This window comes from Streptomyces sp. Edi4 (assembly GCF_040253615.1).
Classification (GTDB): domain Bacteria; phylum Actinomycetota; class Actinomycetes; order Streptomycetales; family Streptomycetaceae; genus Streptomyces.
This window is the reverse complement of the sequence record NZ_JBEJGY010000004.1, coordinates 2,832,078-2,847,393: the sequence shown is the minus strand read 5'-3', so window position 1 is coordinate 2,847,393 and position 15,316 is coordinate 2,832,078. Positions and strand designations below refer to the sequence as shown.

Annotated in this window: 13 protein-coding genes; 6 read left to right on the top strand and 7 right to left on the bottom strand. The window is 71.8% G+C overall.

The window, feature by feature from the left end; genetic code table 11:
- Nucleotides 1-191: 191 nt before the first annotated feature.
- The 3 genes from ABR738_RS14975 to ABR738_RS14965 are packed head-to-tail and all read right to left on the bottom strand — an operon-like array spanning nucleotide 192 to nucleotide 3,417.
- Nucleotides 192-1,055, bottom strand: coding sequence for a sugar phosphate isomerase/epimerase family protein (locus ABR738_RS14975; RefSeq protein WP_350234580.1), 864 nt, complete (start codon nucleotides 1,053-1,055; stop codon nucleotides 192-194).
- Nucleotides 1,056-1,084: 29 nt separating this feature from the next.
- On the bottom strand, nucleotides 1,085-2,266 hold the full coding sequence (locus tag ABR738_RS14970; RefSeq protein ID WP_350230473.1) for a dihydrodipicolinate synthase family protein: 1,182 nt from the start codon (nucleotides 2,264-2,266) through the stop codon (nucleotides 1,085-1,087).
- Nucleotides 2,263-3,417: a Gfo/Idh/MocA family protein gene (locus ABR738_RS14965; protein ID WP_350230472.1), complete on the bottom strand. Its 1,155-nt coding sequence runs from the start codon at nucleotides 3,415-3,417 to the stop codon at nucleotides 2,263-2,265. Before ABR738_RS14965 ends, ABR738_RS14970 begins: the two co-directional genes overlap by 4 nt.
- 225 nt (nucleotides 3,418-3,642) lie before the next feature.
- Between ABR738_RS14965 and ABR738_RS14960 the strand changes: the two genes are divergently transcribed.
- Nucleotides 3,643-4,692, top strand: a complete 1,050-nt coding sequence (locus ABR738_RS14960) for a LacI family DNA-binding transcriptional regulator (RefSeq protein ID WP_350230471.1) — start codon at nucleotides 3,643-3,645, stop codon at nucleotides 4,690-4,692.
- Between the two features lie 374 nt (nucleotides 4,693-5,066).
- On the opposite strand, the gene ABR738_RS14955 is transcribed toward ABR738_RS14960, so the two are convergent.
- Nucleotides 5,067-6,221 (bottom strand): CapA family protein, encoded by a 1,155-nt coding sequence (locus ABR738_RS14955; protein ID WP_350230470.1) that lies wholly within the window; start codon nucleotides 6,219-6,221, stop codon nucleotides 5,067-5,069.
- Nucleotides 6,222-6,406: 185 nt separating this feature from the next.
- Here ABR738_RS14955 and ABR738_RS14950 point away from each other — a divergent pair, with 185 nt between their 5' ends.
- From ABR738_RS14950 to ABR738_RS14940, 3 genes are all read left to right on the top strand, one after another.
- The gene (locus ABR738_RS14950; protein ID WP_350230469.1) at nucleotides 6,407-6,643 is read left to right on the top strand and encodes a hypothetical protein; all 237 of its coding nucleotides are present in this window, start codon (nucleotides 6,407-6,409) and stop codon (nucleotides 6,641-6,643) included.
- 311 nt (nucleotides 6,644-6,954) lie between these two features.
- Complete coding sequence (gene recD2, locus ABR738_RS14945) at nucleotides 6,955-9,177, top strand: SF1B family DNA helicase RecD2 (protein WP_350230468.1); 2,223 nt, start codon at nucleotides 6,955-6,957, stop codon at nucleotides 9,175-9,177.
- 179 nt (nucleotides 9,178-9,356) lie between these two features.
- Entirely contained in the window at nucleotides 9,357-10,655 is a 1,299-nt protein-coding gene (locus ABR738_RS14940) for a citrate synthase (protein WP_350230467.1), read from the top strand.
- 514 nt (nucleotides 10,656-11,169) lie between these two features.
- On the opposite strand, the gene ABR738_RS14935 is transcribed toward ABR738_RS14940, so the two are convergent.
- From ABR738_RS14935 to ABR738_RS14925, 3 genes are all read right to left on the bottom strand, one after another.
- Nucleotides 11,170-11,394: a heavy-metal-associated domain-containing protein gene (locus ABR738_RS14935; RefSeq protein ID WP_350230466.1), complete on the bottom strand. Its 225-nt coding sequence runs from the start codon at nucleotides 11,392-11,394 to the stop codon at nucleotides 11,170-11,172.
- An 86-nt stretch (nucleotides 11,395-11,480) separates the two neighbouring features.
- On the bottom strand, nucleotides 11,481-11,681 hold the full coding sequence (locus ABR738_RS14930) for a helix-turn-helix transcriptional regulator (RefSeq protein WP_267053117.1): 201 nt from the start codon (nucleotides 11,679-11,681) through the stop codon (nucleotides 11,481-11,483).
- Nucleotides 11,682-11,974: 293 nt separating this feature from the next.
- Nucleotides 11,975-12,877 (bottom strand): sugar phosphate isomerase/epimerase family protein, encoded by a 903-nt coding sequence (locus tag ABR738_RS14925; protein ID WP_350230465.1) that lies wholly within the window; start codon nucleotides 12,875-12,877, stop codon nucleotides 11,975-11,977.
- A gap of 350 nt (nucleotides 12,878-13,227) precedes the next feature.
- Here ABR738_RS14925 and ABR738_RS14920 point away from each other — a divergent pair, with 350 nt between their 5' ends.
- Complete coding sequence (locus tag ABR738_RS14920; RefSeq protein ID WP_350234579.1) at nucleotides 13,228-14,418, top strand: 5-dehydro-2-deoxygluconokinase; 1,191 nt, start codon at nucleotides 13,228-13,230, stop codon at nucleotides 14,416-14,418.
- Nucleotides 14,415-15,302, top strand: coding sequence for a Cgl0159 family (beta/alpha)8-fold protein (locus tag ABR738_RS14915; protein WP_350230464.1), 888 nt, complete (start codon nucleotides 14,415-14,417; stop codon nucleotides 15,300-15,302). Before ABR738_RS14920 ends, ABR738_RS14915 begins: the two co-directional genes overlap by 4 nt.
- Nucleotides 15,303-15,316: the final 14 nt, after the last annotated feature.

Genomic DNA, 15,316 nt, shown 5'->3' with positions numbered 1-15,316 from the left:
GAGGGTGACGCGACAGGTTGGGTTGCGCAACGCGCGATCTTCATGCAGCCCCAGTGTCTCCGAGGCAGGAGTTCTCGCTGGCTCGCGGCCCGTATTCGGCCATGGCGACGATCGCGCCACTAATGGAGAAGAGGGCCGTTCAGGCATGAGCGGGGTCTGGGGCGAAGCCCTGGGGTCCCGGCGGCGGGTGTTCAGGGGAGGGGCTGGGCGGGGGGCGTCTCCCGGGGGCCGGGGCGCGACCCCGGGAGCGGCCCGGGTTGGCGCAGGAGCCGGGTCGCGCGGTGGGCCGTGTCGGTCAGGAGGGTCACGCCGTCTTCCGTCCACAGCGTCTCGTTGAAGAGCTCCACCTCCACCGGGCCCGCGTACCCCGCCTCCTTCAGCAACCCGCACCACCCCGCCAGGTCCACCGCGCCCTCCCCCAACTGTCCCCGCCCGTTCAGGACCCCCGCCGGCAGGGGTGTGACCCAGTCCGCCAGCTGAAAGGCGTGGATGCGCCCCGCCGAGCCCGCCCGGGCCACCGCCTCCGGCGCCGTCTCGTCCCACCACACGTGGTACGTGTCGACCACCACCCCCACCTCCGCCGCCGGAAACCGCTCCGCGATCCCCAGCGCCTGACCGAGCGTGGACACCACGCACCGGTCCGACGCGAACATCGGATGCAGCGGCTCGATGGCCAGCCGCACCCCCCGCGCCGCCGCGTACGGCGCGAGCGATGACAGCGCGTCGGCGACCCGCTCGCGTGCGCCCACGAGGTCCTTGGATCCGGGCGGGAGCCCGCCCGACACCAGTACCAGCGTGTCCGTGCCGAGCGCCGCAGCCTCGTCGATGGCGGCCCGGTTGTCGTCGATCGCCGCCGCCCGCGCATCCGGCTCGATCGCCGTGAGGAAACCGCCCCGGCACAGGGAGGTCACCTCAAGTCCGGTGTCACGCAGCAGTTTTGACGTTGCGTCGAGGCCGTATGACGCCACTGGTTCGCGCCACAGGCCCACCCCGCGCACCCCGAGCCGCACACACGCCTCGGCGAGATCCGGCAGCGAGAGCTGCCGCACCGTCATCTGGTTGATGCTGAACCGCGCCGAGATGGTCACTGGGCAACTCCGTACACCGTGAGGAAGGACCGCATGCGGGACTCCGCCCGCCCGGGGTCGGGGAAGAGGCCGAGCCCGTCCGCCAGCTCGTACGCCCGCGCCAGATGCGGCAACGAGCGGGCCGACTGGAGGCCGCCGACCATCGTGAAGTGCGTCTGGTGCCCCGCGAGCCACGCCAGGAACACCACGCCCGTCTTGTAGAAGCGGGTCGGCGGCTCGAAGAGGTGGCGGGCCAGCGCGAGCGTCGGGTCGAGGGCGGCGCGGAAGGCGTCGGTGTCGCCCTCGTCGAGCAGGCGTACCGCCCGGGCCGCCAGCGGTCCGAGCGGGTCGAAAGCTCCCAACAGGGCGTGGCTGAAGCCATGTTCGTCGCCCGCGATCAGCTCGGGGTAGTGGAAGTCGTCGCCCGTGTAGCACCGTACGCCCTCGGGAAGGCGACGCCTCAGCTCCACCTCGCGACGGGCGTCCAGAAGGGACACCTTGACGCCGTCGACCTTGTCGGGGTGGGCGGCGATGACATCGAGGAAGGTGTCGGTGGCGGCGGCCAGGTCGGACGAGCCCCAGTAGCCGTCGAGCGCCGGGTCGAACATCGGGCCGAGCCAGTGCAGGATCACCGGCGCGGAGGCCTGGCGCAGCAGGTGTCCGTACACCGCGAGGTAGTCCTCGGCACCACGGGCCGCCGCCGCGAGGGCGCGCGACGCCATCAGGATCGGCTGCGCCCCGGCGCCCTCGACGTGCGCGAGCTGGTCCTCGTACGCCGCCCGCACCTCGGCGAGCCCGCCGGAGCCGAGCCCGCCGGAGCCGAGCTGAACGGTGCCGAGCTGGTCGGTGCCGACCCCGCACGCGATGCGTCCGCCAACCGCCGCCGCCTCCAACGCGCTTCGGCGGATCAGCTCGGCTGCCGTCGGCCAGTCGAGGCCCATGCCGCGCTGCGCGGTGTCCATGGCTTCCGCGACGCCGAGGCCGTGCGACCACAGATGGCGGCGGAAGGCGAGCGTGGCGTCCCAGTCGACGGCGGCGGGCGCGCCGGGCGCGAGGTCCGCGCGGGAGTCGGCCACCACGTGCGCGGCCGCGAAGACCGTACGGGAGCGGGCGGGCGGCCCCGGCGCGAACGCGAGCGGGTCGGCGCGGGGCTCGTGGCGCCTGGTCGTGCCGGAGGGGCCCGGCAGCAGGAGGCTCACAGCGCGATCTCCGGCACGTCGAGGCGGCGGCCCTCGGCGCAGGAGCGCAGGCCGAGCTCCGCGAGCTGCACGCCGCGCGCGCCCGCCAGCAGGTCCCAGTGGTAGGGCTCGTCCAGCGCGACGTGGCGCAGGAACAGCTCCCACTGCGCCTTGAACCCGTTGTCGAACGTGACGTTGTCCGGCACCTCCTGCCACTGCGCGCGGAAGGGCTCGGTGGCGGGGAGGTCGGGGTTCCACACCGGCTTCGGCGTCGAACTCCGGTGTTGCACGCGGCAGTTGCGCAGCCCGGCGACGGCCGAGCCCTCCGTTCCGTCCACCTGGAACTCCACGAGCTCGTCGCGGTGGACGCGGACCGCCCACGAGGAGTTGATCTGGGCGATCACGCCGCCCTCCAGCTGGAAGATCCCGTACGCCGCGTCGTCGGCGGTCGCCGCGTACGGCTCGCCTTGCTCGTCCCAGCGCCGGGGGATGTGGGTGGCGGTCTGCGCGGTGACGGAAGTGACCCGGCCGAACAGCTCGTGCAGCACGTACTCCCAGTGCGGGAACATGTCGACGACGATGCCGCCGCCGTCCTCGCGCCGGTAGTTCCAGGACGGACGCTGCGCGCTCTGCCAGTCGCCCTCGAAGACCCAGTAGCCGAACTCGCCTCGCACGGACAGCACTTGGCCGAAGAAGCCGCCGTCCAGCAGGCGCTTCAGCTTGAGCAGGCCCGGCAGGAACAGCTTGTCCTGCACCACGCCGTGCTTGACGCCGGCCGCGCGGGCGCGCCGGGCCAGGTCCAGCGCGCCCGCGAGGCCCGTCGCGGTGGGCTTCTCGGTGTAGATGTGCTTGCCCGCCGCGATGGCCTTGCCGATCGCCTCTTCGCGGGCGGACGTCACCTGGGCGTCGAAGTAGATGTCGATGCCCGGGTCGGCGAGGACCGCGTCGAGGTCGGTGGACCACTCGCTCAGGCCGTGCCGGTCGGCCATCGCCTTGAGCGCGTGGTCGCGCCGGCCGACCAGGACCGGCTCGGGCCACAGCGTGGTGCCGTCGCCGAGATCGAGGCCGCCCCGGTCGCGCAGGGCGAGGAGGGAGCGTACGAGGTGCTGGCGGTAACCCATGCGTCCGGTGACGCCGTTCATGGCGATCCGCACGGTCCTGCGTGACGTCATGTGGTCCCTCCCAGGGGGTCGGAGCTAGGCGGGCGACGATAGTAAGCGCTTTCTACAGGGAGGGACGCTAGCCTGCGCACAGCGCCTCGGACAAGAGGCCGAAAGCTTGAACGGCCGGGCGGTGGTCCGACCTCGGCCCGGGCGTGCGTGCCCGGGGCGCGGGCGGCGCGGCGCGACCGGGCCGGCCGCGGTTCGACCACGGCCCCGATCGGTGCGGAGGCAGAGATGACAGCGACCCTGGCGGATGTGGCGGCCCGGGCCCGGGTGTCCCCGGCGACCGTCTCGCGCGTGCTCAACGGCAACTATCCGGTGGCCGCGGCGACCCGGGAGCGGGTGCTGCGCGCGGTCGACGAACTCGACTACGTCCTGAACGGGCCCGCGAGTTCGCTCGCCGCGGCCACGTCCGATCTGGTCGGCATCCTCGTCAACGACATCGCCGACCCGTTCTTCGGCATCATCGCGGGCGCGGCGCAGGGGGCGATCGGGGAGGAGCGCGGGGAGCGCGGGGGCCGCGAGAAGCTGTCCGTCATCTGCAACACCGGGGGCTCGCCGGAACGCGAACTCACCTATCTGACGCTGCTTCAGCGCCAGCGGGCGGCGGCCGTCATCGTGACGGGCGGGGCGCTCGAGGACCCCGAGCACCAGGCCGCCGTCGGTGCGAAGCTCGCGCGGCTCGCGGAGGCGGGCACCCGGATCGTGCTGTGCGGCCGGCCGCCGCTGCCCGGCGACAGCGTGGCCGCGACGCTCGCCTTCGACAACCGGGGAGGCGCGAGGCGGCTCGCGGAACACGTCGTCGCGCTCGGGCACCGGCGGATCGGCTACGTCGCGGGGCCGCCCGAGCGGACCACGACCCGGCACCGGCTCGAAGGGCACACGGCCGCGCTCGAAGCGGCGGGGATCGAGGCGGGGCGGCTGGTCGTGCACGGGTCCTACGACCGCCGCTCCGGGTATGACGCGGCGGTCGAACTCCTGCGCCGCGAGCCCGGGTTGACGGCGGTCGTGGCCGCGAACGACACGGTGGCGCTGGGGGTGTGCGCGGCGTTGCGGGACCGGGGTCGGTCCGTGCCCGATGACGTGTCGGTGGCGGGGTTCGGGGACCTGCCCTTCAGCGCGGACGCGGTGCCGGGGCTGACGACGGTGCGGCTTCCGCTGTATGCGGCGGGGGTGCGGGCGGGGCGGCTCGCGCTGGGGCTCGCCCCCGTGCCGCCCGGGGGGATGGCGACGGTCCAGGGCGAACTGATGGTCCGGGCGTCAACTGCGGCCCCGCGAGCCTGAATTCGGGCCCCGGTTGGAGTTCGGGTGCGGGTCGAGTGCGGCCGGTCGCGCAGTTCCCCGCGCCCCTGGCAGGGTGCGTGCCGGCCTGCATGGGCATAGTCAGCCCGTCATGGGGGTCCCCCCTGGCCCTTAAGGCCTTGGGGGAGTTTGAGGACGAGGCCGTTCAGGCCCGACCCTGGCTGCGGGTCGAGTGCGGCCGGTCGCGCAGTTCCCCGCGCCCCTGGCAGGGCTCGTGCCGGCCTGCATGGGCATAGTCAGCCCGTCATGGGGGTCCCCCCTGGCCCTTAAGGCCTTGGGGGAGTTTGAGGACGAGGGCCCTTCAGGCCCGACTTTGGCTGCCGGCCGTGCGCGGCTGGGCTCGGGCCGAGAGGAGGTCAGTGGGGGGCCGGGGTCAGGGCCGTGCAAGGGGTGAGGGCGGTCAGGCGGGACGTGACGGCGTCGGCCGCCGCCCCGGACTGCGGCATGGGAACACCCCGCCCATCCACCACCGCCGGCGTGAACACCTGCTTGACCACCTTCCCCCGGGCAACCGTCAACGTCGCGATCCCGCTGTCGTCGGAGTGCGGATACGGCGACGTCCCGTACCAAAGCAGGTTGCCCAGGCCGTAGTTGACGTACGTACGGCCCAGCATCCCCGACCCCAGCATCACGTGCGCGTGCGTCCCCACCACCGCCGTCGCCCCCGCCGCCGACAACTTCGCGGCGATGGCCTTCTGCTCCGGCCCCGGACAGCTCTTCCCCTCCGTGCCCCAGTGCAGGTACACCACGACCACATCGGCCCGCGCCTTCGCCCGCTTCACCGCCGCGACGAGCTTCGTGGCGTCCAGCGCGGAGGCTATCCCCGGCTTCTTCGGACCGGCCCGGAACTTGTCGTTGGTCAGGTCCATGACCTGGCTCGCCGCGACCACGGCCAGCTTCACGCCCCGGATCTCCTTGACGTACGGCTTGTACGCCTCGGCCTCGTCCGCCCCGATCCCGAGCACCGGTATGGGCGCGTGACGCACGGCGTCGAGGGTGTCGGTGAGGCCGGCCGGCCCGTAGTCCACGGCGTGGTTGTTGGCCATCGACACCGCGTCCACACCCGACTTCTGGAGCACGTCCAGCGCGCTCGGCGGCGTACGGAAGTGGTACAGCTTGGGCTCCTCGGACCCCCGCGTGGTGATCGCCGTCTCCAGGTTGACCATCGCGAAGTCGGCGCTCGCGACGGTCCTGGATATCGGGCCGAGCGCGGGGTCGGCCGGGGTCGCGTTCAGACGGGACGCGGTCCGCTCGGTGAAGTGGACGTCACCGCCGAACGCGAGCGTGATGGTGCCCGGCGGAAGCGACGGCGTTGGCCCGGCCGTCACATCGGCCCCCGCCTCGGGGCTCGCGTCGGCGGCCCGCGCGGCCCCGGACCGTACGGCGGAGGGGGCGGCGGACCGCGCGCCCGAGCACCCGGCGGACGCGAGCAGGACGCAGGCGGCCAGCGCCCCGGCCCGGGCGACGGCGGACGGACGCGGGCAGGCGCGGGTGCGGGCGGACGCGATCATGCCGGTCAGAGTATTCGCGCGGATGTGCGAGGAGGGTCGCGGGGTCCCCGGCGCCCGGGACGCGGCCCGCAAGGCGCGCGGCGGATGCCGGGTCCATCTGTCCTTCTGTACGTATGCGTGGGCATGCGCGCCGATAAGAGGGGAAGTGTTGCCGGTAGGGGGCACGATCACGATCGGAGACAGTCATGGCAGGGTTTCTCGACCGGGCCAAGGAGCAGGCGCAGAGCGCCATGCAGCAGGGCAAGCAGAAGGTGGACGAGGTCCAGCAGCAGCGCGCCGGGAACGATCTCCTGAAGAAGCTGGGCGCGGCGTACTACGCGGAGCGGCACGGCGGCGGGTCCGAACAGACCACGGGTCTCGCGCTGGCCGCCCTCGAAGCGCACATCGCGGCGCACGGCGACGCGTTCCTGCGCGGGGCCTGACCGGGCAGGGCGGCCGCGCGGCTGATGGGCGAACCCCGGAAAAAAATTACTGCCCGCAGTCGTGCAACCCTTTCGGGGTGACGGAAGTCTTAAGGGGAGTCAGTGCTTCAGGGGAGGGATCCGGGGGGATTTCGGGAAGCGCTGACGGGGAGGGAAATCAAGGGGCCCGGCCGACGGGTCGGGTCCCCTTGAACCCCGTGTCACTTGAACCCCGTGTCACTTGAACCCCGCGACATTTTGACCCCCAAGCAACCGCCCTGGTACGCAACCGACTTGTCCGCGTTGTCAGTGCGGGGCGGTAGCGTCGGGGCATGTCCAGTCTCACGGGTGCCGCGGTGGTGGAGGGGGTCCTCGAACGGATCACGTACGCCAATGAGGAGAGCGGCTACACCGTCGCGCGCGTCGACACCGGCCGCGGCGGCAACGACCTGCTCACGGTGGTCGGCTCGCTGCTCGGCGCGCAGCCGGGGGAGTCGCTGCGCATGGAGGGGCGCTGGGGCTCCCATCCCCAGTACGGCAAGCAGTTCACGGTCGACAACTACACGACCGTCCTGCCCGCCACCATCCAGGGCATCCGCCGCTATCTCGGCTCCGGCCTGATCAAGGGCATCGGCCCGGTCTTCGCCGACCGCATCACGCGCCACTTCGGCGCCGACACCCTCGACATCATCGAGCAGGACCCGAAGCGCCTGATCGAGGTGCCGGGGCTCGGCCCGAAGCGGACCAAGAAGATCACCGCCGCGTGGGAGGAACAGAAGGCGATCAAGGAGGTCATGGTCTTCCTCCAGGGCGTCGGGGTCTCCACGTCCATCGCCGTACGCATCTACAAGAAGTACGAGGACGCGTCGATCTCCGTCGTGAAGAACCAGCCCTACCGGCTGGCCGCCGACGTCTGGGGCATCGGGTTCCTCACCGCCGACAAGATCGCCCAAGCCGTCGGCATCCCGCACGACAGCCCCGAGCGCGTGAAGGCGGGCCTGCAATACGCGCTGTCGCAGTCCACCGACCAGGGCCACTGCTTCCTGCCCGAGGAGCGTCTGATCGCCGACGCGGTCAAGCTCCTCCAGGTCGACACCGGGCTCGTCATCGAGTGCCTGGCCGAGCTGATCGCCGAGGAGGGGGCGGTGCGCGAGAAGGTGCCGGGACCGGACGGCGGCGAGCCCGTCGCGGCCGTCTACCTCGTGCCGTTCCACCGCGCGGAGCTGTCCCTTGCCGCCCAGGTGGGGCGTCTGCTGCGCACCGGTGAGGACCGGATGCCGGGGTTCGCCGGGGTCGACTGGGGCAAGGCGCTCGGCTGGCTCGCGGGGCGCACCGGCGCCGAGCTCGCGCCCGAGCAGAGCGAAGCGGTGAAGCTGGCCCTGACCAGCAAGGTCGCCGTGCTCACCGGCGGCCCGGGCTGCGGCAAGTCCTTCACGGTCCGCTCGATCGTGGAGCTGGCCCGGGCCAAGAAGGCGAAGGTGGTGCTCGCCGCGCCCACCGGGCGGGCCGCCAAGCGCCTGGCCGAGCTCACCGGCGCCGAGGCCTCCACGGTCCACCGCCTGCTCGAACTGAAACCGGGCGGCGACGCCGCGTACGACAAGGACCGGCCGCTGGACGCGGACCTGGTGGTGGTCGACGAGGCGTCCATGCTCGATCTGCTGCTCGCCAACAAGCTCGTGAAGGCGGTGGCGCCCGGCGCCCATCTGCTGCTTGTGGGCGACGTCGACCAGCTGCCATCGGTCGGTGCGGGCGAGGTGCTGCGCGACCTGCTCGCCGAGGGCGGCCCGGTGCCGAGCGTGCGGCTGACCCGGATCTTCCGGCAGGCCCAGCAGTCCGGTGTCGTCACCAACGCCCACCGCATCAACTCCGGTACGCAGCCCATCACTTCGGGCCTCGACGACTTCTTCCTCTTCGTGGAGGACGAGACGGAGGACGCGGGGCGGCTCACGGTCGACGTGGCGGCCCGGCGCATCCCCGCGAAGTTCGGGCTCGATCCGCGCCGCGACATCCAGGTGCTCGCGCCGATGCACCGGGGCCCGGCCGGGGCCGGCGCCCTCAACGGCCTGCTCCAGCAGGCCATCACGCCGGGCCGGCCGGATCTGCCGGAGAAGAGGTTCGGCGGAAGGGTCTTCCGCGTCGGCGACAAGGTGACCCAGATTCGCAACAATTACGAGAAGGGCGAGAACGGCGTCTTCAACGGCACCGTCGGCGTGGTCACCTCGCTCAACCTCGACGACCAGTGCCTGACGGTCCGCACCGACGAGGACGAGGAGGTGGCGTACGACTTCGACGAGCTGGACGAGCTGGCCCACGCCTACGCCGTGACGATCCACCGCTCCCAGGGCAGCGAGTATCCGGCCGTCGTCATCCCGGTCACCACGAGTGCCTGGATGATGCTCCAGCGCAATCTGCTCTACACGGCGGTGACCCGCGCCAAGAAGCTCGTCGTCCTGGTGGGGTCCCGCAAGGCGATCGGTCAGGCGGTACGCACCGTTTCCGCAGGCAGGCGCTTTACCGCACTGGCTCACCGGCTGGCAGGGGGCACTTTGGTGTGAAACGTCACCCAGGGCTTTCCTAACTGGGGCGAACGGGGCAGGATGAGCAGGTTGGCGGCACTGAGTGCCGTGAATAAGCCCAATGGGCGACCCCGAGTGCACTCTGCTGAGCCAAATGGGGGATGGTAGAGACAGTCAGGGCACCTCGAAGAAGAGGCACTACGTCGGTGAGGGATGACGTGAGCGAGAACGCGAACAACGCTGTAGTACTGCGGTTCGGCGATGGCGAGTACACCTACCCGGTGATCGACAGCACCGTCGGCGACAAGGGCTTCGACATCGGGAAGCTCCGAGCCCAGACCGGGCTGGTCACCCTCGACAGCGGATACGGCAACACGGCCGCCTATAAATCCGCCATTACCTACCTGGACGGCGAGCAGGGCATCCTGCGCTACCGCGGGTACCCGATCGAGCAGCTGGCCGAGCGCTCGACCTTCGTCGAGGTCGCGTACCTGCTGATCAACGGCGAGCTGCCGACCGTCGACCAGCTCTCCAGCTTCAAGGACGAGATCACCGGGCACACCCTGCTCCACGAGGACGTGAAGCGGTTCTTCGACGGCTTCCCTCGTGACGCCCACCCGATGGCCATGCTGTCCTCGGTGGTCTCCGCGCTGTCCACGTTCTACCAGGACAGCCACAACCCGTTCGACGAGAAGCAGCGCCACCTCTCCACGATCCGGCTCCTGGCCAAGCTGCCGACGATCGCGGCGTACGCGTACAAGAAGTCGATCGGCCACCCCTTCGTCTACCCGCGCAACGACCTCGGCTACGTCGAGAACTTCCTGCGCATGACGTTCTCGGTGCCGGCCCAGGAGTACGAGCTGGACCCGGTCGTCGTCTCGGCCCTGGACAAGCTGCTCATCCTGCACGCGGACCACGAGCAGAACTGTTCGACCTCCACCGTGCGTCTGGTCGGCTCCTCGCAGGCGAACATGTTCGCGTCGATCTCGGCCGGCATCTCGGCCCTGTGGGGTCCCCTGCACGGTGGCGCCAACCAGTCCGTCCTGGAGATGCTGGAAGGCATCCAGGCCAACGGCGGCGACGTGGACTCCTTCATCCGCAAGGTGAAGAACAAGGAGGACGGCGTCCGCCTGATGGGCTTCGGCCACCGGGTGTACAAGTCCTTCGACCCCCGCGCGAAGATCATCAAGGCCGCCGCGCACGACGTCCTCTCCGCGCTCGGCAAGTCCGACGAGCTGCTGGACATCGCGCTGAAGCTGGAAGAGCACGCGCTGAGCGACGACTACTTCGTCTCGCGCAACCTGTACCCGAACGTGGACTTCTACACGGGTCTGATCTACCGCGCCATGGGCTTCCCGACCGAGATGTTCACGGTCCTGTTCGCGCTCGGCCGCCTTCCGGGCTGGATCGCCCAGTGGCACGAGATGATCAAGGAGCCCGGTTCGCGCATCGGCCGCCCGCGCCAGATCTACACGGGCGAGGTCCTGCGCGACTTCGTGCCGGTCGAGGGCCGCTGAGCGGATTTCGCGACCTCGTGCGACTGAGCGCCGTCGCGGCGCCCGATCCGCTTCGCTGAGGCGGCCCGCCCCGCGCTCCGCACACGGAAAAGCGCCCCGCTGCCGATCCCCCCACGGGTCGACAGCCGGGGCGCTTCCCTGTTTCCCGGTGCGGATTCCCCCCACGGGATCCGAGCCGGGGGTCTAGGCGGTCTGCCGGGGTACGTACCTGTCGGTGGGCCGCTCAAAGCTCCCGACGTACGTGCCCCGGCCAACGCGTTGCCTGGAACGTCCCCCAAGACATTCCATGGACGTCCCCCAAGACATCCGTGGCATCGCCCACTTAGACTCCCGACCCCTCCCGATGGTTACCTCGAAACCTCTGTGATCTAGATCTCTTTGTGGAGGTCAGGTGAAGGAACGCGACCGTAGGGTTTTGGGTACCACGAATACGCGGGCGAGCGCCAGGGCCGCACACACGCGGACCGGCGCCGACCCGTACGGATCGGCGCCGGAGGCTTGGGGGTTCGGAGGGTCAGGCGCGGCCGACCAGTTCATAACCCGCTTCGTCGACGGCGGCCCGCACGGCCTCCTCGTCCAGCGGCGCGGCGGACACGACGGTGACCTCCCCGGTGGAGGCGACGGCCTTCACCGAGCTGACCCCCTCGATGCCGGAGATCTCCTCGGTCACCGCGCCCTCGCAGTGGCCGCAGGTCATGCCGGACACCCGGTAGACGGTGGTGACGGTCTCGGCGGTCATGGCGTTCTCCTCTTTACGGGCGTACGGGTTCACGGCTGTACCCAGACTATACCCCTAGGGGGTATAAAGCGGGGAAGGGGTGGGGGTCAGCCGTCGCGACGGCCGCGATTGCCCGGGCGGCGCGCCACCCATGTACGGATGGTGTCCGCGAACCAATAGGGTTTGCCGTTCTCCACGAGGTCCGGCGCGGGAAGAAGTCCGTGTTTGCGATACGAGCGCACGGTGTCGGGCTGCACCCGGATGTGCGCGGCGATCTCCTTGTAGGACCAGAGCCGTCGGTCGGTCATGTGCGGCACCTCCTGCGTACGCCGCAGCGGCGGCCGGAAGGCCGTCGGGGGAGCTGCGGCGCGAACGTGTGGCGATCACTCAGCCTGTGCCCGTTGAACGACACAGAGTGATGCCGAGGGGCCGCCTGTCGACCGGCTGTGACGCAAGACCCGCGTAATCGAGACATGTGTGACGGGAGGGAGATCCTTGTAACAGGAGTGAGAAAGAGGGCTGTTGGGGCGGTGTCGGGGCAAATGGGTGGTGCGGTGGGGCGGGGTCGACGGGGCGCCGGGGGCCAGTGAGGCGCCGGTGGTCAGGCGCCGCACGAGCGCAGGAAGGCGCGGGTGCGTTCCGCGATGGGCAGGGGGCGGTCGGGATCGCACGGGTACATGTCCTGCTCGACGATCGCGAACAGGTCGACGTCCAGGGCCTGGGCCGCCGCGAGCACCGGCTCCAGCGCGGGCACGCCGCGCGGCGGCTCGCACATCACGCCCTGCGCGACGGCCGGCCCGAACGGCGTTCCGGCGGCGCGCACCCGGGCCAGCACCTCGGGGTCCACCTGCTTGAGGTGGAGGTAGCCGATCCGCTCCCCGTACGTCTCGATCAGCTTGACGCTGTCGCCGCCGCAGTACGCGTAGTGCCCGGTGTCCAGGCAGAGCGAGACCAGGCCGGAGTCGGTGGAGTGCAGGAAGCGGACCACGCTCTCCTCGCTGTCGATGTGGGTGTCCGCGTGCGGGTGCACGACCACGCGCAGGCCGTACCGGTCCCGTACCTCGCGGGCCAGGCGCTCGGTCTGGCCCGCCAGATCGCGCCACTGCGCGGCCGTCAGGGTGCGCTCCTCCAGGACCTCGCCGCTCTTGTCGTCGCGCCAGAACGACGGAATGACGACGAGGTGCCCGGCGCCGGACGCCTGGGCGAGCGCGGCCACCTGGGACACGTGCGCCCAAGTCCGCTCCCACACCGCGGGGCCGTGGTGCAGCCCCGTGAACACCGTGCCGGCCGAGACGCGCAGACCGCGTGCGGCGGTCTCCTCGGCGAGGCGCGCGGGATCGGTGGGGAGGTAGCCGTACGGTCCCAGTTCGATCCAGCGGTAGCCGGCGTGGGCCACCTCGTCCAGGAAGCGCCGCCAAGGGACTTGACGGGGGTCGTCGGGGAACCAGACGCCCCAGGAGTCGGGGGCCGAACCGATCCGGATGCGGGTCTTCGCCGTCGTCATGGGGCCAGCCTTCCGGGGGCGCCGGAGGGGTGTCAAGGTCACGTCCTAATGTAAGGACAAAAGATTGACAGGGGTGGGAGGAGGCGGCTAGACCTGGGGCCCAGGGCCATCGGCGGCGGCCGCCGGGCGATCCGAGGGGATGTGCGCTGCGCATGGACGAGGCTTCGTACGGCACGGGACGGGCGGACGGACCGGGGAGCGTCCCGCCCCCGGTTCCCCCGCCCCCTGCCTCCGGCGCGGGGCCCGTGCGGCCCGCCTCCGATCCGGGCCCCACGCCGCCCGCCTCCGGCCTGGGGCCCGTGTCCGGGCCGGCGGTCGCTGCCTCCTCGCCCCCGTACGACGTGATCACCATGGGCCGGATCGGGGTCGACCTCTACCCCTTGCAGACCGGGGTGTCGCTCGCCAAGGTCACCTCGTTCGGCAAGTTCCTGGGCGGCTCGCCCTCCAACGTGGCGGTCGCCGCGGCGCGCCTCGGGCGCCGGACCGCTGTCATCACCCGCACGGGGCGCGACCCGTTCGGGGACTATCTCCGTACGGAGCTGGGCGAGTTCGGGGTGGACGCGCGCTGGGCCACGCCGGTGGACGGCCTGCCCACGCCGGTCACGTTCTGCGAGGTGTTCCCGCCGGACGACTTCCCGCTGTACTTCTACCGGCTGCCCAAGGCGCCCGATCTGGAGCTGAGGGAAGGGGAGTTGGACCTCGCGGCGGTCCGGGCGGCCAGGATCTTCTGGGTGACGGGGACGGGTCTGTGCGCGGAACCGAGCCGAAGCGCGACGCTGGCGGCCCTACGAGCAAGGCACGAGCCTTCTCCCACCCCGCCCCTCCTCGAAACCCGCCGGGGGCTGGGTGCGGGTGGGGGCCCGGGGGCGGCGGGGACGGTGCGTCCGGGGGCCGGGGGCGCGGGTTCCGTTGAGGGGGCTTCCGGGGTCGAGCCGGCCTGGGGGAGCGCGGCGGGAGCGGGCCAGGAGGCGCCCGGGGCGGAAGGCGATCTGGGCCCCGCCCCGGCCCTTCCCGAAACCCGCCGGGGGCTGGGTGCGGTGCGTCCGGGTTTCGGGTGCTCGGGTCGCTCGGGGCATACCGTTTTTGATCTGGATTGGCGGCCCATGTTCTGGGCGGATCCCGCCGAAGCGCGGCCGCACTACCGCGCGGCGCTCGCTCATGCCACCGTCGCCGTCGGCAACCTCGACGAGTGCGAGGTGGCCACCGGGGAGCGGGAGCCCCGGGCCGCGGCCGAGGCGCTGCTCGGGGCCGGGGTCGAGCTCGCCGTCGTCAAGCAGGGGCCCAGGGGCGTGCTCGCCGTGCACCGCGACGGCACGGTCGCCGAGGTCGCGCCCGTACCCGTCGACGTGGTCAACGGGCTCGGCGCGGGCGACGCGTTCGGCGGGGCGCTCTGCCACGGGCTGCTCGCCGGGTGGGAGCTGGACCGCGTCATGCGGTACGCCAACGCCGCCGGCGCCATCGTCGCCTCCCGCCTCGCCTGCTCCTCCGCCATGCCCACGCCCGCCGAGGTCGAACGCGTCCTGAAGGGCGGCCGGGCATGAGCGCCCCCCTTGGGCCGGGCGGCCTCGCGCGGATCAGGGCCCGCCACCCCGAAGCCGTCGCAGAGGCCGCCGCCCGCCGGGCACGCAGGCCGCTGCTGCGCGGTGAGGGCGGGCGGCTCCTGGTGATCGCCGCCGACCACCCCGCCCGCGGCGCGCTCGGCGTGGGCGCCGACGCGCTCGCCATGGCCGACCGGGGCGACCTGCTCGACCGGCTCTGCCTGGCCCTGGCGCGGCCCGGCGTGGACGGCGTGCTGGCCGGCGCCGACGTCCTGGAGGACCTGCTGCTGCTCGGCGCCCTGGACGACAAGGTCGTCATCGGTTCCATGAACCGCGGCGGCCTCGCCGGAGCCGCATTCGAACTCGACGACCGCTTCACCGGCCACCGCGCGGAGGACCTGGCCCGGCTCGGCTTCGACGCGGGCAAACTCCTGCTCAGGATCGACTACCAGGACCCCGGCTCGCTCGACACGCTGCACGCCGCCGCCCGCGCCGTCGACGACATGGCCGCGCGTCAACTCCCCGTGTTCATCGAGCCGTTCATCTGCCGAAGGGCCGAGGGCACGCTTCGCGTCGACCTGTCCGCCGACGCCGTCACCCGCTCCATCGCCATCGCCTCTGGCCTGGCCGGCACGTCCGCGTACACCTGGCTCAAGGTGCCCGTCACCGCGAACCCCGACGACATGGCCCAGGTCATGGCCACCAGCACGCTGCCCGCCGTGCTGCTCGGCGGCGACATCGGGGACGACCAGGACGCCGCGTTCGAGAAGTGGCGCGGCGCCCTGCGCCTGCCCACCGTGCAGGGCCTGGTCGCAGGACGCTCGCTGCTCTATCCGCCCGACGGCGACGTGGCGGCGGCCGTCGACACCGCCGTCGGCCTGCTGTAGCGATGACCACCGGG